At 71.2% G+C, this 23881-nt stretch carries 20 protein-coding genes; 16 read left to right on the top strand and 4 right to left on the bottom strand.

Annotated elements, in window-relative coordinates; translation table 11 throughout:
- Window positions 1-5: 5 nt before the first annotated feature.
- Window positions 6-2186, bottom strand: a complete 2181-nt coding sequence (locus tag BKH20_RS09290) for an alpha-galactosidase (protein WP_075390820.1) — start codon at window positions 2184-2186, stop codon at window positions 6-8.
- 189 nt (window positions 2187-2375) lie between these two features.
- Between BKH20_RS09290 and BKH20_RS09285 the strand changes: the two genes are divergently transcribed.
- From BKH20_RS09285 to BKH20_RS09240, 10 genes are all read left to right on the top strand, one after another.
- On the top strand, window positions 2376-3521 hold the full coding sequence (locus BKH20_RS09285) for an ROK family transcriptional regulator (protein ID WP_070662891.1): 1146 nt from the start codon (window positions 2376-2378) through the stop codon (window positions 3519-3521).
- 175 nt (window positions 3522-3696) lie between these two features.
- Entirely contained in the window at window positions 3697-5358 is a 1662-nt protein-coding gene (gene miaB, locus BKH20_RS09280) for a tRNA (N6-isopentenyl adenosine(37)-C2)-methylthiotransferase MiaB (protein ID WP_075390819.1), read from the top strand.
- A 141-nt stretch (window positions 5359-5499) separates the two neighbouring features.
- On the top strand, window positions 5500-6120 hold the full coding sequence (locus BKH20_RS09275; protein ID WP_075390818.1) for a TetR/AcrR family transcriptional regulator: 621 nt from the start codon (window positions 5500-5502) through the stop codon (window positions 6118-6120).
- Between the two features lie 57 nt (window positions 6121-6177).
- Window positions 6178-7182: a type I glyceraldehyde-3-phosphate dehydrogenase gene (gap, locus tag BKH20_RS09270; RefSeq protein ID WP_075390817.1), complete on the top strand. Its 1005-nt coding sequence runs from the start codon at window positions 6178-6180 to the stop codon at window positions 7180-7182.
- 196 nt (window positions 7183-7378) lie between these two features.
- Window positions 7379-7849 carry a YbjN domain-containing protein gene (locus BKH20_RS09265; RefSeq protein WP_075390816.1) on the top strand — a complete coding sequence of 157 codons (471 nt, stop codon included), beginning with the start codon at window positions 7379-7381 and terminating at the stop codon, window positions 7847-7849.
- Entirely contained in the window at window positions 7849-8649 is an 801-nt protein-coding gene (locus BKH20_RS09260; RefSeq protein ID WP_075390815.1) for a YbjN domain-containing protein, read from the top strand. Before BKH20_RS09265 ends, BKH20_RS09260 begins: the two co-directional genes overlap by 1 nt.
- A 5-nt stretch (window positions 8650-8654) precedes the next feature.
- Window positions 8655-9653, top strand: coding sequence for a tRNA (adenosine(37)-N6)-dimethylallyltransferase MiaA (gene miaA / locus BKH20_RS09255; protein ID WP_075390814.1), 999 nt, complete (start codon window positions 8655-8657; stop codon window positions 9651-9653).
- 10 nt (window positions 9654-9663) lie between these two features.
- Window positions 9664-10614: a diaminopimelate epimerase gene (locus BKH20_RS09250; RefSeq protein ID WP_075390813.1), complete on the top strand. Its 951-nt coding sequence runs from the start codon at window positions 9664-9666 to the stop codon at window positions 10612-10614.
- Between the two features lie 82 nt (window positions 10615-10696).
- Window positions 10697-12100: a branched-chain amino acid transport system II carrier protein gene (gene brnQ / locus BKH20_RS09245; protein WP_075390812.1), complete on the top strand. Its 1404-nt coding sequence runs from the start codon at window positions 10697-10699 to the stop codon at window positions 12098-12100.
- Window positions 12101-12128: 28 nt separating this feature from the next.
- On the top strand, window positions 12129-13613 hold the full coding sequence (locus tag BKH20_RS09240) for an MFS transporter (RefSeq protein WP_075390811.1): 1485 nt from the start codon (window positions 12129-12131) through the stop codon (window positions 13611-13613).
- 82 nt (window positions 13614-13695) lie between these two features.
- Here BKH20_RS09240 and BKH20_RS09235 read toward each other — a convergent pair whose 3' ends face one another.
- Window positions 13696-14304, bottom strand: coding sequence for a class I SAM-dependent methyltransferase (locus tag BKH20_RS09235; RefSeq protein WP_075390810.1), 609 nt, complete (start codon window positions 14302-14304; stop codon window positions 13696-13698).
- 186 nt (window positions 14305-14490) lie between these two features.
- On the opposite strand from BKH20_RS09235, the gene hflX reads away from it, so the two are divergent.
- From hflX to BKH20_RS09220, 3 genes are all read left to right on the top strand, one after another.
- On the top strand, window positions 14491-16086 hold the full coding sequence (hflX, locus tag BKH20_RS09230) for a GTPase HflX (protein ID WP_075390809.1): 1596 nt from the start codon (window positions 14491-14493) through the stop codon (window positions 16084-16086).
- An 8-nt stretch (window positions 16087-16094) separates the two neighbouring features.
- Window positions 16095-18155 carry an ATP-dependent DNA helicase gene (locus tag BKH20_RS09225; RefSeq protein ID WP_075390808.1) on the top strand — a complete coding sequence of 687 codons (2061 nt, stop codon included), beginning with the start codon at window positions 16095-16097 and terminating at the stop codon, window positions 18153-18155.
- Between the two features lie 118 nt (window positions 18156-18273).
- Window positions 18274-19275 (top strand): L-lactate dehydrogenase, encoded by a 1002-nt coding sequence (locus tag BKH20_RS09220; protein WP_070662872.1) that lies wholly within the window; start codon window positions 18274-18276, stop codon window positions 19273-19275.
- A gap of 74 nt (window positions 19276-19349) precedes the next feature.
- On the opposite strand, the gene lexA is transcribed toward BKH20_RS09220, so the two are convergent.
- Entirely contained in the window at window positions 19350-20138 is a 789-nt protein-coding gene (gene lexA / locus BKH20_RS09215; protein ID WP_075390807.1) for a transcriptional repressor LexA, read from the bottom strand.
- 213 nt (window positions 20139-20351) lie between these two features.
- On the opposite strand from lexA, the gene BKH20_RS09210 reads away from it, so the two are divergent.
- The 3 genes from BKH20_RS09210 (at window position 20352) to BKH20_RS09200 (ending at window position 22886) form a co-directional block, all read left to right on the top strand.
- Window positions 20352-21098, top strand: a complete 747-nt coding sequence (locus BKH20_RS09210; protein WP_075390806.1) for a LysM peptidoglycan-binding domain-containing protein — start codon at window positions 20352-20354, stop codon at window positions 21096-21098.
- 106 nt (window positions 21099-21204) lie between these two features.
- Window positions 21205-21660 (top strand): transcriptional regulator NrdR, encoded by a 456-nt coding sequence (nrdR, locus tag BKH20_RS09205; protein ID WP_075390805.1) that lies wholly within the window; start codon window positions 21205-21207, stop codon window positions 21658-21660.
- Between the two features lie 83 nt (window positions 21661-21743).
- Window positions 21744-22886, top strand: a complete 1143-nt coding sequence (locus BKH20_RS09200; protein WP_075390804.1) for a glycosyltransferase family 4 protein — start codon at window positions 21744-21746, stop codon at window positions 22884-22886.
- Between the two features lie 48 nt (window positions 22887-22934).
- Here BKH20_RS09200 and BKH20_RS09195 read toward each other — a convergent pair whose 3' ends face one another.
- Entirely contained in the window at window positions 22935-23684 is a 750-nt protein-coding gene (locus BKH20_RS09195) for an IclR family transcriptional regulator (protein WP_075390803.1), read from the bottom strand.
- Window positions 23685-23881 lie beyond the last annotated feature (197 nt).

Genomic DNA, 23881 nt, shown 5'->3' with positions numbered 1-23881 from the left:
ATCCCTCAGTCGACGGCGCTCACGCGCAGCAGGACGAGGTGGTCGGGGTGCAGCACCGGCAGCGCCAGCCCCGTGGTGGTCAGGTAGGAGCCCGGCAGGGTGACGCCCTGGGCCATCCAGCCCGCCGCCAGACGCAGCTCGGGGTAGGCCGGTGCCGCCAGGCGCACGTGGTAGCGGCGCGAGGGGTCCAGGCCAGGCAGAGGGCGCGGCGCCGTGGGCCAGGCCAGGAGCTGGCCCAGCGAGGCGATCTCGAACAGGGCGTCGGAGCCATCAGGGGCGACGACCCCCTCAATGCGCAGCACGTCGTCGTCGGGCAGGTCCGCATGGACCGTCACCCCCGAGTGCAGCAGGCCGCGCAGCTCCTTGTGCAGCGCGATGATGGAGGCCAGGCGCTCGCGGGTGGGCCCATCGGCCTCGGTGAGGTCCCACTCCACTCCCATGTGGCCCCACAGGGCGGTGCCGGCCCGGAAGTCGAGGTCGAGGTCGCGCAGGGTGGTGTGCGCCCGCCCGGAGCCGACATGGGTGCCCACCATCTCGGGAGGAAGCAGCAGCGTGGTGCCGCGCTGGATGTTCTGACGGTCGTGGGCGTCGATGCAGTCCGAGGCCCACACCCGCTGGGTGCGCTCCATGATCCCCAGGTCGATGCGGCCGCCGCCGCCGGCGCAGGACTCGATCTCCAGGGAGGGGAAGCGCTTATAGAGCGCGTCCAGGAGGCGGTAGACGGCCAGGGTCTGGTCGTGGACGGCGGCCGCCCCCTGGCGCCCCGCGGTGGGGTCGGCGACCTCGTGACCCGTGGCCAGCAGGGGGGAGTTGTGGTCCCACTTGAGGTAGGCGATGCCGAGGCGCTCCACGAGGGTGGAGATGGCGTCGAACAGGTAGTCCCAGGCGCCGGGGGCGGACAGGTCCAGGACCCGCTGGTGGCGGTGCTCGGGCGCTCCGCCGGCGCCGTCGGACAGGATCCACTCCGGATGGGTGCGGGCCAGCTCGGAGTCGACGTTGATCATCTCCGGCTCGAACCACAGGCCGAACTCCATGCCCAGGGCGTGGACGTGCTCCACGAGCGGCTCCAGACCGTCCGGCCAGGCCTCGGGGGAGACCTGCCAGTCGCCCAGTCCCGAGGTGTCGTCGCGGCGGGAGCCGAACCAGCCGTCGTCCAGGACGTAGCGCTCGATACCGACCTGGGCGGCGGCGTCGGCCAGGGCCTTGAGCTTGTCCAGGTCGTGGTCGAAGTAGACGGCCTCCCAGGTGTTGAGCAGCACCGGGCGGGGACGGGTGGGGTGGGACGGGCGCGAGCGCAGCCAGGCGTGGCTGCGGTGGGCCAGGGCGTCCAGGCCCTCGCCCCAGGAGAAGACCGTCCACGCAGAGGTGTAGGTCTGACCGGGGGCCAGTAAGACCTCGCCCGGCAGGAGCAGCTCTCCGGCTCCCAGGAGCTTGCGCCCCGAGGCCGGGTTCATCGCCAGGTGACGGACGTTTCCGGACCAGGCCGCGTGAACGCCGTGGACGCGCCCGCTGCGCCACCCGAAGCCGGTGGGGCCGGCTGCCAGCCAGGTGACGGCGTCGTGCCCCGGGCGTCCCTCCCAGGACTCGCGCAGGCGGGTGCCCGGGGTGAAGGGGGTGCGCACGAGCCGACGCTCCTGGACGTGGTGGCCGGTGGTGTCCAGCAGCTCATCGGCGCTGTCGGGCAGCGGCAGTACCGGCGTGAGCTCACCGACGACGAGGTCGGCCCCCTGATCGCCGCCGGACCCGGAGTGGTCATTGCGGACCCAGGCGCGCAGGCGTACCAGGCCGCAGGGCTCCAGGCGCAGCTCAGTGCCCAGAGTCAGCGCGTGGGCGGTGTCGGTTCCGCTGGAGCGCACAACGAGGGCGGTTCCGGCCGGGGTGTCCTCGGAGCCCTCCTCGTGGGTGAAGGCAGTGGGGTGGGGCGAGAAGGCCGAGCCGTCGGTGCGTGAGAGCACCACGGCGGGGCGGGAGCTCCACCCCAGGTGGGCCAGGGGCAGGATCGGCAGGTCGTTGGTGATCCAGGCGGTGTTGGTTCCCAAGGATGTCTGTGCGGCCAGGGTCGCGTCGGACAGGTCGTCACCGCTGACGTCACCCAGGTCGGGACCCCAGTGGCGCACCACCGGGAAACGGTCGTCGGGCAGGTCGAGGACTACGGAGGTGTCGGCGCATCGCAGATGGAGGGTCATCATTGTCCTTCCGGGGGAGGGGAGGAACCAGAAGCGATTCCTTGTAAGATGAAAATAATTGATGACGCCAGTTTCCGCAAGGGTTTGACCTACAGTGTCGGTACGAATCGGGCGGCGGTCGGCGTCGTCCCAGGTCATGGGCCCAATGGTCCATCTAGCAGTCGGCGACGGCGGGAGCGGGAACAGGACATGGACGGTGGAGGACGCAGCCTCGGCGCTCAGACACTGCTCTCCCTGATCTCAGTGGGTCCCATGAGCCGCGGCGACCTCGCCGAGCGCCTGGGGCTGTCCGCGGCGACGACGACGCGCACGGTGCGCCCCCTCATCGAGGCGGGCCTCATCGAGGAGCAGCCGCCGGTGGAGGCGGGTGGACCGGGACGGCCCACCCGCCTCCTGGCCGTCGTCGCGGGCTCCGCCACCGTCGCGGGCGTCAAGCTCACCGCCGACCGCCTCTACGCCGTCCTGACCGATCCGCTGGGCGAGGTCCTGGCCGGGGAATCCCTGCCGCTGACCGAGACCGACCCCGACTCCGTGACCGCCCTGATCGCCTCAGTGGTGGCGCAGCTGGCTCAGCGCAGCGGTCGACGGCCCGACGCCGTCGGGATCTCCCTGGGGGCGGCCGTCGCCGGGAGACGGACCGTGGTGGTGGCCAGCTTCCTGGGATGGCGTGACGTGCCTCTGGCCGCCATGGTCACCGAGGCCACCGGGCTGCCCTGCGTCGCGGCCAATGACGTGCGCGCCTTCGCCTACGCCGAGGCCAGGTTCGGGGCCGGCCGCGGAAAGGACCCCTTCGCCATGGTCACCCTCGGCGCCGGGATCGGCTGCGGGGTCGTGGTGGCCGGTGAGGTCGTCTCCGGTGCGCAGGGGGCGGCCGGCAGCGTCGGGCACCTGCCGGTGGACCCTTCAGGACCCAGTTGCGAGATCGGGCACCCCGGATGCGCCCGTGCTCTCGCCTCGACCTCCCAAATCCTACGGGCGGCCGCCAAGCACCTGGGGTGTCAGGCCCAGGAGCTGAGCCTCGATCTGCTCCTGAGCCCCGACATGCGTCGCAACGACGGCGTCGACGACGTCCTACGGCGTGCGGCGCTGGCGGTCGGAAGGGTCGTGGGGACTCTCATCGCCTACGTCGACCCCGAGCTCGTCGTCGTCTCCGGGGAGGGGGTCGCCGTGGTGGAGACCTACCGGGAGACCTTTGAGAAGGAGGTGGGAGGTCTGCGGCACTGGGCGGCGGCGCCGGCGCCCGTCCTGCTGCGTCCCTTCGAGTTCGACGAGTGGGCGCGGGGGGCGGCCGCCCTGGCCCTGGATCAGTGGACGGTGGTCGCGGGAGGCCGGTGAGCGACGCCTTGGCTCAGGCTGCCCGCAACGAGGTCAGAAGCGCCTCGCGCAAGAAGTCCTGACCCCGGTTCGCCCCGTCACTGGGAGAGCTGAGGGCCCCGCCCCGGCGTGCATCTGGTCACGACACTGCGCCAGGGCTGGGGCGGGGCCCCAGCGCCACCTACACTGCTCGGCGATGACCACGCTGACCACCTCCGCACCTGTTCTCGATGCCCGAGGCGCCCGGCCGCGCACCTACCACGTGCGTACGCTCGGCTGCCAGATGAACGTCCACGACTCCGAGCACATGGCGGGACTGCTGGAGAGGGCCGGCTACCTGCGCGTCGAGGACGTGCCCGAGGCCGCCGCCCGCGCCACCGACGCCGGTGACGGCGGGGCCGACGTCGTCATCATCAACACCTGCTCCGTGCGTGAGAACGCCGCCACCCGGCTCTTCGGCAACCTGGGCCAGCTCGCCGCCGTCAAACGCGAGCGCCCCGGCATGCAGATCGCCGTGGCCGGGTGCCTGGCCCAGCAGATGGGGGAGGGGATCGTCGAGCGGGCCCCCTGGGTCGACGTCGTCTTCGGCACCCACAACCTCGACGTCCTGCCCGCCCTGCTCGAGCGCGCCCGGCACAACTCCGCGGCCGCCGTCGAGCTCGAGGAGTCCCTCAAGGTCTTCCCCTCCACCCTGCCCACCCGCCGCGAGTCCTCCTATGCCGCCTGGGTCTCCATCGCCGTGGGCTGCAACAACACCTGCACCTTCTGCATCGTGCCCTCCCTGCGCGGCAAGCAGCGCGACCGCCGCCCCGGCGACGTCCTGGCCGAGGTCGAGGCCGTCGCCGCGCAGGGCGCCATCGAGGTGACCCTCCTGGGACAGAACGTCAACTCCTACGGGGTCGGCTTCGGGGACCGCGGCGCCTTCGCCAAGCTGCTGCGGGCGACCGGCGCAGTCGAGGGCATCGAGCGCGTGCGCTTCACCAGCCCCCACCCCGCCGCCTTCACCGACGACGTCATCGAGGCCATGGCCACCACCGAGGCCGTCATGCCCAGCCTGCACATGCCCCTGCAGTCCGGCTCGGACCGGGTGCTGCGCGCCATGCGCCGCTCCTACCGTACCCAGCGCTTCCTGGGCATCCTGGACAAGGTCCGCGCTGTCATGCCCCAGGCCGCCATCACCACCGACATCATCGTCGGCTTCCCCGGTGAGACCGAGGAGGACTTCCAGGCCACCCTCGACGTCGTCGAGCAGGCCCGTTTCGCCTCGGCCTACACCTTCGAGTACTCCCCGCGCCCGGGCACCCCCGCCGCCGACCGTGACGACCAGGTCCCCACCGAGGTCGTCAAGGACCGCTACCGGCGGCTTGACGCGCTCGTGCGCCGCATCGCCCACGAGGAGAACGAGCGCCAGGAGGGACGCGTCGTCGAGGTGCTCGTCGCCGAGGGCGAGGGGCGCCGGGACTCGGTCACCGCCCGCGTCTCCGGGCGCGCCGCCGACAACCGCCTCGTCCACGTCGCCCTGCCCGAGGGCCTGGGTGAGGACGACTACGCCGGCGGGGCCCCGCGCCCCGGCGACATGGTCACCGTGCGCGTCACCCACGGCGCCCCTCACAACCTCATCGCCGACTCCGCCCGCTGCGGACGCGAGCTGGACCCGCTCGCCGCGGCCGCCAACGAGGCCCTCAAGCCCGGTGACCGCCTCTGGCTCGACGACGGCCCAGCCCTGTTCCAGGTGCGACGCACCCGCGCCGGTGACGCCTGGGAGCGCCGCCAGGCCGAGGCCTGCGCCACTCCCGAGCCCGACACCGCCCCGGTGAGCCTGGGTCTGCCCACCCTGCGCGTGGGCGCACCGGTCTGACTGAAACTCGCGTGAGCAATTCTCAGTGGATGACTGCCCTTGTGTTCTGTACCTAGAGGTATGTACAGTTCTGGTATGGGAATCAGGAGGGAGCAGATCCGGGCGGCCGCCGTGCCTCCCGGGGGTACGTCATAGCGAGGTATGTACAGTTCTGGCGTGGACTCGAGAGAGAAGCTGGTTGAGGCGATGGCTGAGCTGATGTGGGAGCGTGGCTACAGCGCCACGAGCCCGCGGGCGGTTCGCGAGCTTTCCGGTGTTGGGCAGGGGAGCATGTACCACTACTTCCCGACCAAGCGGGATCTCGGGCTGGCCGCCCTGAATCACAACTGCCAGGTCCAGCTGGATTCCTGGAAGGCCGCGCTCAAGGACCTCGAGGATCCGCTCGAGATCCTTGCTGCCTATCTCACTCTCCCGCGTGATCCGCTCAAAGGCTGCCGAGTCGGTCGGATGGCCCAGGACAAGGCGGTGGTGGCCGACGACGGTCTTCGTGAGCCGGTCGCCGAGGCCTTTGCCCAGCTTTGCGAGATGCTGGCCGCTGTCATTGATGTGGCCAGGTCGCAGGGACGTCTGCCGGTAGACCTTGAGCCGGACCACCTGGCTCGCACGATGGTCGCCGTTGTTCAGGGCGGTTACGTCCTGGCTATGGCCGAGCAGGACAGGGCCCCGTATGACGCGGCCCGTCAAGGTGCCCTCGAGCTGCTCCGCGTTGCGGCCGGGACCGCCGGTACGGCTCCTGGCGGCGACGGGTCCGCTTCCTCCTGATCCTGACAATCGGCGTCGGTGTCCGCCGGCGCCACCATTCACCGAAGGAGAAGGAACATGACTATTCGTATCGGTATCAACGGCTTCGGACGTATCGGACGCACGTACCTGCGTGCTGCGCTGGCCAGCGCAGCGGACGTCGAGGTCGTTGCCGTCAACGACCTGACCGACGCAGGCACGCTGGCCACGCTCCTGGAGTGGGACTCAGTGGCCGGGCATCTCGACGGCGTCGCTACCGACGGCGACGAACTCGAGGTCGCCGGTCGAACCATCAAGGTCCTCTCCGAGCCGGACCCGGCCAAGATCCCCTGGGGTGAGGTCGGGGCCGACGTCGTCATCGAGTCCACCGGGTTCTTCGTCGACCGGGACAAGGCCGCCCAGCACCTTCGGGGTGGCGCCAAGAAGGTCATCATCTCCGCACCAGCCAAGGGTGACGTCCCCACCTTCGTCCTGGGGGTCAACGACAGTCAGCTGGATGTCTCCGCCGCCGACGTGTTCTCCAACGGATCGTGCACCACGAACTCCCTGGCCCCGCTCGCCAGGGTCCTCCACGACGCCTTTGGGATCGAGAGCGGTCTCATGACGACGATCCACGCCTACACCGGGGACCAGCGGCTTCACGACGCACCTCACAAGGACCTGCGTCGGGCGCGCGCTGCCGCCGCCTCCATCGTTCCCACCTCCTCAGGGGCCGCCCGGGCCATCGGTCTGGTCATCCCCGAGCTCGACGGGCGCCTGACCGGCGCTGCCATGAGGGTTCCGGTCCCGGTCGGCTCGATTACCGACCTCACCGTGGTCACCTCCCGCCCGGCAACGGTTGAGGACGTCAATGCAGCTTTCCGCGAGGCTGCCGATCACGGGCCGCTGGCCGGCTACCTGCAGTACTCCCAGGCGCCGATCGTCTCCCACGACATCGTTGGCAACCCGCACTCCTCGATCTTCGATGCGCCCCTGACCGAGGTGATCGACGGCCAGGTCAAGGTCTTCGGGTGGTACGACAACGAGTGGGGCTTCTCCAACCGCCTCGTGGAGTTCTCCCAGAAGGTCGGTGAACAGCTCTGACGCCGGCGTGCCTTGGATACGGGGCGGTGCGGGCTCAGTGCCGACTCCGGCCGCACCCCGCACCCTCCGCGTCCGACGGTGAGCGATGGGAAAAGGGTCGGGGAGCCGCCTGAGAATTCCGTCTGTTTTGCGCTGACGGTGGAGCGGGCCGGGCTGGGCTGGGGAGCAGCCCGCAGGCCCCGCTAGGCTGGGGGGCATGCCCAGCTTCGACGCCAGCTCTGCTGCCGCCGCCACGGTCCCCCGGCCCGTGGACGTCGACCGTATCCACGAGTGCGTCAAACGACTGGGACTGCGCTACTTCATCGATGACGAGGGTGACATCGGCATTCCCTGGCGCTACGTCACCGTCCACGCCATCTTTCAGGACACCAGGGCCGTCCAGATGCGCGGGATCTGGCACCGCATCGCCGACACCGAGCACCTGAACCAGCTGCGCGCCCTGGTCGAGGACTGGAACACCACCCGCATCGGCCCCAAGGCCTACCTCACCGTCGCCGACGGCGGGGTGGTGCGTCTTCACGGCGAGTACACCTACCCCCTCGAGGCGGGGATGACCGACCGACAGCTCGAGGACTTCGTCTTCGGCGGCTGCCGGCTCATCGTCGCCCTCATGCACGAGGCCGAGGAGCAGTTCCCCGACGAGCTGCGCGGAAGCCTGGAGCCGTGATGCCCAGACTGCAACGCCTCACCGACTTCATCGCACGTCTCCTGGGCAAGGAGTGGGACGTGCGGGCACTGGACCGCCAGCGCACCAGCCCGGCGAGCAGCCACCCGGGCGACTCGCGCGGCCGGCCCGACGAGCCCCCGACCATCTCGCCGTACGTCGCAGGTCCCGTCGGTCCCGCAGACTCAGCCGACTCGACCGACTCAACCACCCCGGCCGACTCCAGCGGACCATCGGAGCCCGCCAGGGCAACCGCCTCGGCGCAGACCTTAGACGCCTCACGCACCTGGTCGAGCACATCAGGCCGGTCGGAGGAGGACCCGGCAGCGGGAGAACAGGGCGCCGACCACCCTTCGGACCTGGATCCGACCGAGGAGGAGCCCCAGGTACTGACCCTGGCTCGGATCGAGTCCATGCTCACCGGCCCCATGGAGTACAACGTCCAGCTGACCGAGGACCGCGAGCACCCCTGCCTCCTGGGCACCTGGGACTCCTTCCCCTTCGTCATCGAGATCCCTGAGGGGCACGACGGCTGGCTCCTGGTCTCCGGGGACTGGGAGGAGGCCGCCCCCGCCTCCCAGAGAGACGAGATCGCCGCCAGCGTCAACGACTGGAACCGGGACAAGTTCTTCCCCACCGTCGGCGTCATCGACACCCCCATCGGTCCGCTGGTGCGCGCCACCTACCTCACGGACCTGTCCGCCGGGGTCACCGACGCTCAGCTGCGCCTCCACCTGGACACGGCGCTGTTCGCCTGCACCCAGGCGCTCAGCCTCGTGGGCCCCCTCCTGCCGGAGATCTGAGCCCTATGAGCCCAACGACGACCGCGAGCGCCCCCTGCCTGCCCAGACTCGTCGTCGTGGGTCCCACCGCCACCGGCAAGTCAGCCCTCGTCCTCGACCTCGCCGAGAAGATACAGGTCGACGAACCGGCGACCCGCGCCGAGATCATCAACGCCGACGCCTCCCTGCTCTACCGCGGCATGGACATCGGCACCGCCAAACCCAGCCCCGCCGAGAGGGCCCGCGTCCCCCACCACCAGATCGACGTCCTCACCGTCAGGGACAGGGCATCCGTGGCGGCCTTCCAGCGCAGCGCCCGCGGAGACATCGACGCCGTCGAGTCACGGGGCAACCTGCCGATCATCGCCGGAGGCTCCGGCCTGTACGTGCGGGCCCTGACCGATGCCCTCGACTTCCCCGGCACCGACCTGGCCGTGCGCACCCGCCTGAGCGAGCGCGCCGAGCAGGAGGGAACCGCCGCCCTGCACGCCGAGCTGGCCCGCCTCGACCCGGTCGCCGCCGAGCGTGTCGAGGCCTCCAACACCCGCAGGATCGTGCGGGCCCTGGAGGTCATCGAGATCACAGGTCGCCCCTTCTCCGCCTGTCTGCCCCGCTACGAGGACATCGCCCCCACCGTCCACATCGCCCTGCGCTGCGAGCGCCGGCTCCTGGATAAGCGCATCAACGAGCGGGCCCGCGCCATGTTCGAACGCGGCCTGGTCGAGGAGGTGGAGGCCCTCATCGACCAGGGCATCCGGGAGGGGGCGACCGCCCCGCGCGCCATCGGCTACGCTCAGGCGCTCGCGGTCATCGACGGGACCATGAGCGTGCCCGAGGCGGTCGACTCCACCGCCCTGGCCACCCGCCAGCTCGCCTCCCGCCAGATCAAGTGGTTCCGTCGCGATCCACGGGTGCACTGGATCGACGTCGCCCTCACCGAGACCGGGGAGTGCACCGACTCCGAGCGCTCCCGGCTTACCCGGCAGGCATGGGAGCTCGTCTGCGCGCCTCGTGGCGTCGCTTAGGCTAGGGGCCATGCCGCACTCGACAGGTCTTCGCGGTCGTGAGCTCATCAAGGGCCACGCGACCCTCAACGACTTCCTCATGCTGGTCGACCCCGGCTGCGAGGTCGCCATCAGCGGCGCCGACATCGCAGCGGTCTGCGACCGCCACAGCGGCATCGGCGCCGACGGCTTCGTGCGCGTCGTGCGGACCACCGCCCTGCCCGGTGGCGGCGCCTTCGCCGCCTCCGTGCCCGAGGCCGAATGGTTCATGGACTACTACCGCGCCGACGGAGCCGTGGCCGAGATGTGCGGCAACGCCGCACGCCTGTTCGCCCACGTCCTGGACAGCGAGGGGCTGCGTCCCATCGCCGACGGCGAGTCCGTCACCATCGGCACACGCGGTGGGGCCCGCACCATCACCCGCCTGGGCGAGCTGTGGACCGTGGACATGGGGCCGGCCCGCCTGGCCAACCCTGAGGAGACCGACGACGAGGGCTGGGACACGGCCGTTGTCGTCCCCGGCCTGGCCGGGCAGCGGGCCGCCCTGAGCGTGGAGATCTCCGGGCCCCACACCGTCGTCGCCCTGGGGGAGGAGAAGGAGCTCGAGGCGGCTGCTTTCGCCGGGCTCACCGACTCCGCGGACCCGGTCGCCTACGACCCCGCCCCCGAGGCCGGCACCAACCTCGAGCTCGTGGTGCCGTTGGGGGAGGAGACCGACCCCGACACCCACTCCCCGGTGGGTGTCGCCCGCATGCGCGTCCTGGAGCGCGGAGTGGGGGAGACTCTCTCCTACGGGGCGGGCTGCTGCGCCGTCGCCGTCGCTTTGCACGCCTGGAGTGGTCCGGGCGCTCCCGAGGACTACCGGCTGCTCGTTGCCGGCGGAGAGATCGGGGTCCACGTGGGCGCCGACCCCCTGGGCGAGGTCAGCAGCGTGCTGCTGACCGGACCGGCCGCGATCACCGGACGGGTCACCGTCGTCTGAGGCCCGACAGACCCGCTGCCATCCACACTGCTCCCGGACGTCGCACCGACGCCGCATCCGAGAAGAGAAACCGACCACCACTATGAGCCAGCCATCCACACGCACCGCCGTCGGTGCCGTCCTGCCGACCGGCCTGATGCTCTTCGCCCTGTTCTTCGGGGCGGGCAACCTCATCTTCCCGCCCCTGCTGGGCGCCGCCTCGGGCAGGTCCTTCATTCCGGTCATGGTGGGTTTCCTCGCCACCGGGGTGCTCATGCCACTCATCACCGTGGTGGCCGTCTCCACCTCCGGTGAGGGAATCCTGGGCCTGGCTCGCAGAGTGGGACCCCGATTCGGCACCGTCATGCCGCTGGCGGTCTACCTGGCGATCGGCCCGCTGTACGCCATCGCCCGTGTCACCACGGTCGCCTACGAGCTGGCGACCCGCCCGGTACTCGAGCTGCTGGGGATTCAGGACTCCCGCCTGGCCCTGCTGGTGCATGTGACGGTGTTCATAGGCGTGTCCTTCAGCATCGCCCGCAGCCCGAGCCGCCTGGCCGACCGCGTCGGGCGCTGGCTCACTCCCGCCCTGCTGGCCCTGCTGGCCCTGCTGTGCGGGGTCACCATCGCGATGTCCCCCAGGATGGAGCGCGAGGCCATCGAGCCCTACGCGAGTGATCCCCTGACCAACGGGCTGACTCAGGGCTACCTCACCATGGACGTCCTGGCGGCCACCGTCTTCGGCATCGTCGTCATCACCTCTCTGCGCGAACGCGGCCTGACCTCCCCCCGAGCCCTGGTGCGCGGCACGGTCCTGTCCGGTGGTATCGCCGCCGTGCTCCTGGGGCTGGTGTACGTCGGCCTGGCCGTCCTGGGGACGCGTACCCGCGGGCAGATCACCGTCGACACTAAGGACGGCACCGCACTGCTGCGCAACGCGGCCTCCTCCACGCTGGGGACCTCGGGCGTCGTCATCTTCGCCGCCATCGTCATCCTGGCCTGCCTGACCACCGCCGTGGGCCTGATGGCCTCCTGGGCCGGCTACGCCTACACCGCCTGGCCGGCCATCTCCTTCAACCGACAGCTCGCCGCCTGCGCGATTGTCTCCTTCACCCTGGCCAACCTGGGCCTGAGCGCCATCCTCAAGATCGCGGGACCGTTGCTGTTCCTGCTCTACCCCCTGGCCATCGCCCTGGTCGCCGTGACACTGGTCGACGCCGTGGCACCGGGACGGCTCAAGGCCGCCTACCTGTGGTGCGTGAGCACAGCCGGGATCCTCGGATCCGTGCCCGCCATCACCGCCGCCGGCTGGGATGGCCCCAGCAGGCTGCTGGCGAGAACCGGCCTGTGGAGCGACTCCACAGGCTGGATCCTGCCGGCGCTCCTCGCCCTGGGGATCGGCATCGTCCTGGACATCCGCTCCGGAGCCTGGTCCACGCCCGCCCCCGGGGAACCACCCAGCCGGGTCCAGCAGGACGTCGAGCACGCCGCCGCCTCACAGCTGTGAACCGCCCGGCACGCGGTAGCCTCTCGCCGTGCCCACGCCTTACCCCCGCGACCCAGCCCAGACGCCGCGTCCGAACCATGAGCGGCTTCTGCCGACACTGCTCATCCCCGCCTTCGTCTCGCTGCTGGCCGTCTCCTCGGTCAATGTCATCCTGCCGGCCCTCTCCCACAGCCTGAGCGCCGGCACCGCCGGGCTCCAGCTCGTCGTGTCCGGCTACGCCCTCGTCTTCGGGGTCGCCCTCGTCCCGGCCGGCCGCGCCGGCGACGTCATGGGGCGGGGGCGGCTCTTCGTCATCGGCATGCTCCTGTTCGGTGCCGGATCCCTCGTCTCGGGCCTGGCTCCCGACGTCGTCACCCTCAACCTGGCCCGGGTCGTCATGGGAGTGGGTTCAGGGCTGCTCAACCCGCAGGTGACCGGCATGATCCAGCAGTACTACACCGGTGAGGCCCGAGGACGCGCCTTCGGTCTCTTCGGCGCCGTCATCGGGGTCTCGGTGGCGCTGGGGCCGGTGCTCAGCGGCGGGTTCATCGGCTGGCTCGGGGACGACTGGGGCTGGCGCGCCTCCTTCCTCATCAACGTTCCCCTCACCCTGGCCGGCGTCTGGGCCGCGCGCCGCTACCTGCCGGCCTCCGCCTGGCACCGGGGAAGCGACACGGAGCAGACGGACCGCGCCGCCGCCGGCGACGCCACCGGGACCACCCGCCGCGGCGGGGTCGATCTCGACCCGGTGGGGATGGGGCTGCTCGCCGTCGGCACGCTGCTCATCATGATCCCCTTCATGGAGGCCTCGGCCGGCACCTGGATCTGGGGCCTGGAAGCCGCCGGCATCGGCGTCATCGGCGCCTGGGTGGCCTGGGAGAAGCGCTACCGGACCAGGGGCGGCGCCCCCATGGTGGACCTCAGCCTGCTGGCCATCCCCTCCTTCGCCTACGGCAGCCTGGCCATCGCCGTGTACTTCCTGGGCTACACCAGCGTGTGGATCATCGTGGCCCAGTACGTCCAGGCCGGTCTGGGCTCCAGTGCCTTGGCCAGCGGACTCATCGGAGTCCCGGCCGCCCTGGCGGGATCGATCGCCGTCGCCGGCCGCCGGGTCATCCGGGTGGGACGGGTCATGGTGCTCGGCGGCATGGTGCTGGGCATGGCCGGGCTGCTGGCGAGCATCGGCATCATGCACATGCACGCGCGCGCGGGGTGGAGCCCCTGGTGGCTGACCCTCACGCTGCTGGTGCTCGGAGTGGGGCAGGGCCTCGTGGTCTCCCCGAACCAGACCCTCTCCCTGGCCGACGTCCCCCTGGAGTACGCCGGGGCCGCGGGCGGCATCCTCCAGACCGGTGAGCGCATCGGCACCTCCATCGGCATCGCCGTCATCACGGGCCTGACCTTCCGAGTCTCGCACTCCTCGGGCTGGGAGGCCGCCGCCCAAGCCGGTCTGCTGGCCGTCGTGGCCGCCATCGTCGTGGCCGCCGGGGTCGCCGTCATCGATCTGCGTCTGGCGAGGCGACGACGCCGGTAGCGGGCCAGGACCATGGCTAGGGCCGCCGCCACGACCGTGAGCGGGCCCCGTCCGGGCGCGGCCCGGCGTCGTGTCAGCCGTGTCAGCGGCGTACTCGCAGGACCCTGAAGCCCTTCGAGGAGGCCATCCGGCTCACGTCCCAGCCCTGGTCCCTCAACCAGGTGGCCAGGGAGTCGGCTCCCAGGTTCTTGAGCACCACCAGCCAGGCCTCGCCGTCGTCGGACAGCAGCGCCAGCCAGTCCTGCAGCAGGGTGTGCAGGGCCTCCTTGCCGATGCGCACCGGAGGGTTGGACCAGATGAGATCCACCGGCATCGAGCCCTGGCGCAGCTCGGCCAGCAGCGCGTCGGCCGGGGCGACACGCACGTTGTCCAGGCCTGCGGCAGCGGTGTTGCGAGCGGTCAGCGCCAGCGAGCGCTCGTTGACATCGGTGGCCAGGACCCGCGCCTGCGGAGCGGCCCCGGCCAGGGCCAGCGTGATCGGCCCCCAGCCGCAGCCCAGGTCGAGGAACGTGCCGGTCTGGGCCGGATCGGGAACGTGATCGAGGAGGACCTGGGTGCCCTTGTCGAGGCGGTCGGCGCTGAAGACGCCCGAGGCCGTGACCACCGTGCGTTCGACGCCGCGGATCGAGAAACGGTGGGTGCGCTCCTCAGCCTCGACGGCGGGGGAGGCGGTGAAGTAGTGCTCGCTCACGCGGGCCAGGCTACCCGGGTGCCCCGACGCGCCGCCCGAGCCGGCGGGTGGCCCCACGCGCCCGCGGGCAGTACCATCGCCCCCATGTGGATCCTTCGTATGCGCTGAAACGGCGGCCGGCGCCGCTCCCCGCCAGAACCATCGCGCCCCATCGGAGGGGCGCAGGCATACGACGAAGGACTTTTTGTGACCCATCATCACTCCAACACCCCCTCCACCCCCGAGGACGCAGCAGACCTCCACGACACCCGTGACGTCCATGACGTCGTCGCCCGGGTCCTGTCCCGGACCGGAACCGCCCTGGCCTCCACCGCCGCCCAGCACGAGCACGCCGATGGCTACAGGGACGGCCTCGACGACGGCGCCCTGGAGCGGGAGGCCCGCGCCGCCCGCCGCCGTGTGGCCGGACTGTCCACCGAGCTGGAGGACGTCAGCGAGGTCGAGTACCGCCAGGTCCGCCTGGAGAAGGTCGTTCTGGTCGGCCTGGAGCTGCCCCGGCCCCACGGCCCGGCCACCGGCGCAGCGGGCGTAAGCGGCCAGGTGCGCGACACCCAGGACGCCGACACCTCCCTGCGCGAGCTGGCCGCCCTGGCCCAGACCGCCGGCAGCGAGGTCCTCGACGCCCTCATCCAGAAGCGCGACCACCCCGACCCCGCCACCTACCTGGGTAGCGGCAAGGCACGCGAGCTGGCCGACGTCGTGGCCGCGGCCGGCGCCGACACGGTGATCGTCGACGGCGAGCTCGCCCCCTCCCAGCGCCGCGCCCTGGAGGACGTCGTCGGCGTCAAGGTCGTCGACCGCACCGCCCTCATCCTGGACATCTTCGCCCAGCACGCCAAGTCCCGTGAGGGCAAGGCCCAGGTCGAGCTCGCCCAGCTCGAGTACCTCCTGCCGCGCCTGCGCGGATGGGGTGAGTCCATGTCCAGGCAGGCCGGAGGCCGCGTGGCCGCCGGTCAGGGCATCGGCTCGCGCGGCCCCGGCGAGACCAAGATCGAGCTCGACCGGCGCCGCATCCGCCAGCGCATGGCCCGCCTGCGCCGCGAGATCCAGGCCATGGCGCCCTCGCGGGAGACCAAGCGTGGCTCACGCCGACGCGGGGCCATCCCCTCGGTGGCGATCGCCGGCTACACCAACGCCGGCAAGTCCTCCCTCATGAACCGCCTCACCGAGGCCGGCATCATGGTTGAGGACGCCCTGTTCGCCACCCTCGACCCCACCGTCCGGCGGGCCGAGACCTCCGAAGGACGCTCCTACACCCTCACCGACACCGTCGGTTTCGTGCGCAACCTGCCCCACGAGCTCATCGAGGCCTTCCGCTCCACCCTGGAGGAGGTCGCCGGGGCCGACCTCGTGCTGCACGTCGTCGACGCCGCCCACCCCGACCCTCTCAGCCAGGTGGCCGCCGTGCGCACCGTCCTGTCCGAGATCCCCGGAGCCCTGGACGTGCCCGAGCTCATCGTCCTGAACAAGACCGATCTCGCCGACGCCGTCACCCTGGCCGCGCTGCGCACCGGCCTGCCCGGGGCGGTCGCGGTCTCGGCCCGCACTGGCGAGGGGGTCGAGGAGCTGCACGTCCGCATCGAGCAGATGCTGCCCCACCCGCAGGTGAGCATCGACGTCGTGGTGCCCTACTCCCGTGGGGACCTCGTCTCCCGGGTCCACGCCGAGGGCGAGATCGACACGATCGACTACGTCGAGACGGGCACTCACGTCGTCGCGCGCGTCGGCGCCGCCCTGGCGGCGGAGATCGAGGGCGCCGCCGCGGGTGCCACCGTCGGCTGAGAGGCGCCGTGACCCCGAGCGAGCCGAGCCGGACGCAGCGGCCTGACACTGACGGCGCCGGTGATCGCAAGGTCCTGGACGCCTTGGACGCCGCGGTGCGCTCCATGGGCGGCAGCCCCCGCCAGGGACAGACCACCATGGCCCAAGAGACTGCCCAGTCCCTGGCCGACGGCACCCACCTCCTGGTGCAGGCCGGCACCGGGACGGGAAAGTCGCTGGGCTACCTGGTGCCCGCCATGGTCCACGCCGTGCAGGCCGGTGCCCGGGTCGTGGTCTCCACCGCCACCCTGGCCCTGCAACGGCAGATCCTCACCAAGGACGCGCCCCTGGCCGCCGACGCCGTCGAGCAGGTCACCGGCACCCGCCCCGAGGTGGCCCTGCTCAAGGGCTGGCAGAACTATCTGTGCCGCCACCGCCTGGACGGCGGCTACCCGCAGGACGAGGACGAGGCCGCGCTCTTCGGCGTCGGGGAGGCCATCGCCCAGCCGGCCGCCGGGCACGGGAGCGACGCGAGCCTGGGCGAGCAGGTGGTCCGCCTGCGCGAGTGGGCGGCCAGGACCGACACCGGTGACCGCGACGACCTCATCCCCGGCGTCTCCCAGCGCGCCTGGGCCCAGGTCTCCGTCTCCCGGGCCGAGTGCCTGGGGCAGTCCTGCCCCCTGAAGTCCGAGTGCTTTCCCGAGCTGGCGCGCGCCGCCGCCTCCCGGGCCGATCTCGTCGTGACCAACCACGCCATGCTCGGCGTGGTCGTGGCCGGCAACCCCGGCGTCCTGCCCGACCACCAGGTCCTCATCGTCGACGAGGCCCACGAGCTGGCCGACCGCATCCGCTCCCAGGGCACCATCGCCCTGTCGGCGGCCGCCGTGGCGCGCACCGCCGCCACCGCCCGCAAGCACGCCTCCGTGCTGGTCAGCGAGCTGGAGTCCGCGGGCCAGACCCTCCAGCTCGCGCTGGCCGAGCTGCCCGACGGCCGCCTGGAGACGCCCCTGCCCACCGCCCTGCACGACGCGCTCGTGCTCCTGACCGGTGCCGCACGCCAGGTAGCCTCCGACGTGCGCGACCAGGCCCGCACCCTGGGGCGTGACCGCTCCAGCGAGGCCGCCGGGGGCCTGGCGGTCGCCCGCACCGCCGTCGCCGACCTGGTCGACGCCCTGGACCGCATGACCTCCGACTCGGTGGCCCAGGGCCGCGACGTCGCCTGGATCGAGCGCCCCCGCATGGGCGCCGAGCCCCCGCGCCTCCTCCTGGCCCCCATCGAGGTCGCCGGGTCGGTGGCCGGCCACCTGCTGAACGGCCGCGCCTGCGTCATGACGTCGGCGACCCTCGCCCTGGGGGACAGCTTCGATCCCATGGCCCGCTCCCTGGGACTGACCCTGGCGGAGCAGCCCTGGAGAGGTCTCGACGTCGGCTCCCCCTTCGACTACCCCCGCCAGGGCATCCTCTACGTGGCCGCCCACCTGCCCCGCCCCGGAGCAGGCATCTCCGAGGCCGCCCTGGATGAGATGCTCGCCCTGGTCGAGGCCTCCGAAGGCGGCATGCTGGGCCTGTTCTCCTCCAGGCGCGCCGCCCAGGAGGCCGCCGAGGTACTGCGCGGAGCCACCGACCTGCCCGTCTACGCCCAGGGCGACGACCAGCTGCCCACCCTGGTGCAGGCCTTCGCCGAGGACGACGCCGCCTGCCTGGTGGGCACCCTCTCACTGTGGCAGGGCGTGGACGTGCCCGGACGCACCTGCCGCCTCGTCGTCATCGACCGCATCCCCTTCCCCCGCCCCGACGACCCGGTCGCCCAGGCCCGCACCGACGCCGTCGTGGCCGCAGGCGGCAACGGCTTCATGAGCGTGTCGGCCACCCACGCGGCCCTGCTCCTGGCCCAGGGGGCCGGGCGCCTCATCCGCCGCAGCCAGGACCGCGGCGTCGTCGCCGTCCTGGACTCGCGCCTGCGCACGGCGCGCTACGGGGGCTTCCTCACCCGCTCCATGCCCGCCCTGTGGCCGACGACGAAGCCCGACGTGGTGCGCGGCGCTCTGAGGCGTCTGGCCGTGCGACCCGATGCCCCGGAGGAGGAGTGAACCTGTCGGCTGGGCCTTTCGGTAGGTGCCCCTCGGGAGGATCTGCACGTAGGCTTGGCGTGAGCGGGTGCTCGCGCCCCTGCGGTCCTGCCCAGCAGATCCCACCGAGGAGAAGAACGTGTCAGACCACATCACCACTACCGCTGAAGGCTCCTACCCCACCAACCGTTCCGGCCGCCCCTCCAAAGTCGCTGTCATCGGTGCCGGGGCCGTCGGCTCCACCCTCGCCTACGCCTGTGTGACCAAGGGCGTTGCCCGCGAGGTCGTGCTGCAGGACATCGTCAAGGAGAAGGTCGAGGCCGAGGCCCTCGACATCGCCCAGGGAATCCAGTTCACCTCCGCCGGCTCCGTCTCGGGATCCGACGACCCCGAGATCTGCCGCGACGCGGACGTCATCGCCATCACCGCCGGCGCCAAGCAGAAGCCCGGCCAGTCCCGCCTCGAGCTGGCCGGCGCCACCGTCGGCATCATGGAGAAGATCCTCCCCAAGCTGGTCGAGGTCGCTCCCAACGCCATCTTCGTCCTCGTGGCCAACCCGGTGGACGTGGTGACCTACTGCGCCAAGAAGATCACCGGCCTGCCCGAGAACCAGGTCTTCGGCTCCGGCACGGTGCTGGACACGGCCCGGATGCGGTACCTCATCTCCCTGGAGACCGGCACGGCCGTCCAGAACATCCACGGCTACATCGCCGGTGAGCATGGCGACTCCGAGGTGCCCCTGTGGTCCTCCACCGAGATCGGCGGCGTGCCGATCACCCAGTGGGGCACCACCCTCGACGGCGGCGTGTTCGACGAGTCCAAGCGTAAGCGCATCGCCCACGACGTGGTCCGCTCCGCCTACCGCATCATCGAGGGCAAGGGCGCCACCAACTACGCCGTCGGCCTGGCCGTGCAGCGCATCATCGGTGCCGTCCTCAACGACGAGCAGCGGGTTCTCACCATCTCCCCGCTGCTGGACAACTGGCACGGCATCTCCGACGTGTGCATGGCCGTCCCCACGATCGTGGGACGTGAGGGCGCCGGGCGTCGCCTCGAGCTCCCTCTAACCGCTGAGGAGGAGGAGCGCCTGATCGCCTCCGCCGACCACCTGCGTGAGGTCGCACGCGGCCTGGGTTACTGAGCCACTGGCCTGAAGCGATGAAGGACCGCCCCGCTGAACCGGGGCGGTCCTTCTGTCATGAAGACCGGGAGTGACTACAGGGCGCGCAGCACCGTGACCACCTTGCCCATGATCGTGGCATGGTCTCCGTCGATCGGGGCGTAGCTGGAGTTGCGGGGGAGCAGCCACTGGTGGCCGTCGCGACGCGAGAGCACCTTGACCGTCGCCGAGGCGCCGTCGACATCCTCGATCATGGCCGCCACGATCTCTCCGTTGGCCGCGTCGGGCTGAGAGCGCACCACCACCCAGTCGCCGTCGCAGATGGCGGCCTCGATCATCGAGTCCCCGTGCACCTCCAGCATGAAGAGCTCGCCCTCGCCGGTCAGGCGGCGGGGCAGGGCCATGACATCGGTGATCTCCTGCTCCGCCAGGATCGGGGTGCCGGCGGCGATCCGCCCCACCAGCGGAACGGCGACCGCGTCCCCGTCCTCGACGCCGGGGACGCTGGGGGAGTCAAGAGAGGAGACGTGAGCGCCATCGGGGGCGGCCGCACGGTCGCTCGGGCCGTTGTCGGCGGAGACGACCTCCATCGCCCGCGGACGATGGGGGTCTCGGCGCACCAGGCCCAGGCGCTCGAGCTTGTCCAGCTGATGCTTGACGGAGGAGGGGCTGGTCAGCCCTACCTGCTCACCGATCTCACGCAGTGAGGGCGGATACCCGTGGGTGGCGATGGCCTCGCGGACGGCCTCATAGACCGCGCGGGCGCGCTTGTCGAGGTCGCTGACGGCCTCCGCGACCGCTGCTGCGCTGGTCGCCTTCGAACCGCCGGTTCCGGCGGGCGGTATCGGGCTCGGTGAGTCGCCCTGGTGTGCTGTGGTGCTCATGGTCCTGGCCCTCCCTGCCGGACGGCCCTCAGGCCCGGGGGCGTCAAGGGCACGGAATAGATGTCGGTGGTCCGTGATCGTCTTGGACATGACCAGCCTACTGGCGAGACGAGCACGATTCAAACACATGTTCGAAGAAGTGCTGGACGTGTCGCCTCTCAGGCGCTAATGTATCGAACAAGCGTTCGTCGAACATGTGTTCAGGAGGTTGCTGTGAGCGCCATTGCCATCCCGCTTCCGTCCCGCCAGGCTTCTCGGGCTCGGACTGATGAGCCCGTTGCCGGGCCGGCTAGCGGCCGGGGCGGTGGGCAGTCCTCCCGTCGGCCCAGGCTGAGGCTGGTCACCGAGGACTTCGTCCCCGAGGCTCCCGTGCGGAGCGGCCTCGAGGGCGCTCCGCGCCCCGGGTCCGCATCCGCTCGTGTCTCAGCGCTGCCGGCAGCGCCGGCAATGCGTCGTCCCGCGGCGCCCGTGGCCCTGCGGGGCCGTCGCACGGAGCTGGAGAGGCTGGCCCCGCAGCACCCGGCGGTGCGGGCCGCCGGGCTGCGACGGAGCGCCCAGCAGGAGGAGGATCGGCGAGGCGGCGCTCAGAGTGTGGGCAAGAGTGAGTCCGTCCCGTCCCGCCCGCGGAAGACGGTGAAGGCGGCGGTACGTTCTCGGGCGGGGCTGCGGCTTCTTCGTGGCGGGCTCGCGGTCATCGTCGCGGCCTTCGTGCTCACCTGCAGCGGACTGGCCATTGGGGCCCTGGTGGGCTTAGTCTCTGCGGCCCCCGCCACAGCGGTTGCACAGGTGCCGGCGGATGCCACCACCACGGTTGTTCGCCCTGGTCAGTCCCTGTGGGACATCGCCGAGGCGAGCGGGACCTCGGACGTCCCCGGGATGGTGGCTCGGATCGCCGAGCTCAACGACCTGAAGGGAACCACCATCCGTGCCGGACAGACGCTTGAGATTCCTGCGGTGTGAGAACCGGTGCGCGGGTCGTACCTCGAGGAGGGCTTGCGAGGCGGCCCACCGGGCGTTTACCCTCCGATGGACTAACCATAGTCCAGTGAGTTCGGAGGTTGTAGGCGTGCACTGCCCCTTCTGCCGTCATGACGGCTCGCGCGTTGTCGACTCCCGGACCGCTGAGGACGGTACCTCGATCCGTCGTCGTCGTGAGTGTCAGCAGTGCGGGCGCCGCTTCACCACTCTGGAGACCGCCAGCCTGTCGGTCCGCAAGCGCTCCGGCGTCGTCGAGCCCTTCAGCCGTGACAAGGTCGTGGTCGGGGTCAGACGCGCCTGCCAGGGACGCCCCGTCTCCGACGATCAGCTCGCGCTGCTGGCGCACCAGGTTGAGGAGGCCATTCGCGCGGGAGGTCAGGCGCTCGTCGACTCCCACGACGTCGGGCTGGCGATCCTGGGGCCCTTACGCGAGCTGGATCAGATCGCCTACCTGCGCTTCGCCTCGGTCTACTCCTCCTTCGACTCCCTGGAGGACTTCGAGAGGGCCATTGCCGAGCTGCGCAGCACCGAGGCCGCCTGCTGACCTGGCCGCACGACGAGGGCCTGCGCGGCGTGAGGAGCCCGTCAGGGGCTTGTGACAAAGGAGGACGTGGCAGACTTAACGTTATGCGCGTCCTCATCGTCTCCGACTGCTACGCGCCCAGGCTGGGCGGCATCGAAACTCAGGTGCGGGATCTCGCCCGCAACCTGAAGCTTGCCGGTCATGAGCCCGCCGTCGTCACCGCCACACCGGTCGGTGACGGTCGTGGCCGCAGTGTTGAGAGGGTCGATGGCTTCCCCGTCTTCCGCACCACTGCGCACCTGCCCAAGGAGCTGCCCGTTCATCCCCGAGCCGGGCGCGAGCTCGATGACCTCCTGTCGCGCCTGCATCCCGACGTCGTTCACGCCCACGTCGGCGTCGTCTCGCCCTTCGCCTGGTCCGGCATCGCCGCGGCCCGGCGAGCGCGGCTCCCGCTGGCCGTCACCTTCCACTGCGTCCTGGGGTCCTGGGCGCACGTGGCCGGAGCGCTGGGTCCCGTCAGCCCCGTGCGGCTGTGGCAGCGCGGCGGCGCCGACCTGACGGCCGTGTCCTCCATGCTCGCCGCCGAGGTCCGTCGCGCCGGCGCTCACGATCCCGTCACTGTTCTGCCCAACGGCATCACCGTCGAGGACTGGCGCCTGGAGCGCCCCGGTCCCCAGGAGCGACGGCCTCACCGGCCAGTCACGGTCGTGGCCTCTCTGCGATGGGTCGAGCGCAAGCGCCCCCTGCAGGTCGTGCGCGCCTTCACCCAGGCGGTCAGAAGTACCCCCGGCACCGATGCGCTCCTCAAGATCTACGGGGACGGTCCACTGCGCGAGCAGCTCGCCCGCGAGGTCGCCGAATCCGGCCTGGCCGACCGCATCGAGCTCGTGGGGCGCGTCGAGCGCACTGAGCTCGCCCAGGCCTTCACGCGCGCAGACATCTACCTGCAGACCTCGCCCGCCGACTCCTTCGGTATCTCCACCCTGGAGGCCCGCAGTGCGGGGCTGGCCGTTGTCGCTCTGCGCTCCAGCGGAGTGCGCGACTTCATCACCGATGGCGTCGATGGTCTCCTCTCCGACGACGACGCGGGCCTGGCCCGCGAGCTCGCCACCCTCCTGGAGGACGACGAGCTGCTCGAGCGCGTCAAGACCCACAACTACGACAACGCCCCCTTGCCCGAGTGGGGCGCCGTGGCGCAGATGAACGTCGAGGCCTACCGGCGCGCCATCGCCTTGGCGGCTGCGTGAGCCGGCATACATGCGCCGGCGTGGAGGTGAGGGCGTTATCGACCCCCGTCAGGCGGTACTGGCGTCGTTGAGCACCTCGGAGAGCCGACGTGCCGCGGCCATGACCACGTGCCCGTGAACCCGGCCGGGTTGACGGCCCATGCGCTCAATGGGGCCGGAGATCGAGATCGCGGCCACCACCTTGCCTCCGGGCCCGCGTACCGGCGCCGAGACGGAGGCGACTCCGGGCTCACGCTCCCCGACCGACTGAGCCCATCCCCGACGTCGGACCGCCGAGAGCATGGTGGCGGTGAAGCGGGCCCCCACCAGACCGCGGTGCAGGCGGTCGGGCTCCTCCCAGGCGAGGAGCACCTGGGCGGCCGAGCCGCCCTGCATGGACATGGTGGCGCCCACGGGAATGGAGTCGCGCAGCCCGATCGGGCGCTCGGCATTGGCCACGCAGATACGCACATCCCCCTGGCGGCGGTAGAGTTGCGCCGACTCGTGGGTCTTGTCGCGCAGGGCCGCCAGCACCGGTCCGGCGGCGGACAGGAGATGGTCCTCTCCCGCGGCGCTGGCCAGCTCGGTGAGCCTGGGGCCCAGGATGAAGCGTCCCTGGGAGTCGCGGGTGACCAGGCGGTGGAACTCCAGGGCGACCGCGATGCGGTGAGCCGTGGGTCGGGCCAGGTGCGTGGTGGACACGAGCTGGGCCAGGGTCGCCGGCCCCGATTCCAGCGCACTCATCACCAGGGCCGCCTTGTCGATGACGCCGACGCCGCTGCTGTCGTTCTCCGGGGAGTTCTCTGAGGGGCTGTCCATAATCTGATACTGGCATTTCAAGGTATGAGATTTCAAGTTAGGGTCCACCTCGGAAGCGGCGCAGTGTGAGCATCCTGTAGGCCAAGGCTCAATGGCCGCGGATGTGGAGCGGCCGCTTCGCGCGGTCTGCGCGGGCCAGCAGCGTCTTCGGGTGCTCCTGAGCGCGGAGCGGATCGGGAACACCTGTTGCTGAGAGG

The sequence above is a fragment of the Actinomyces oris genome, assembly GCF_001937445.1.
GTDB classification, from domain to species: domain Bacteria; phylum Actinomycetota; class Actinomycetes; order Actinomycetales; family Actinomycetaceae; genus Actinomyces; species Actinomyces acetigenes.
Note: the sequence above shows the minus strand (reverse complement) of the source record. Positions and strands in the feature narration are given on the sequence as shown.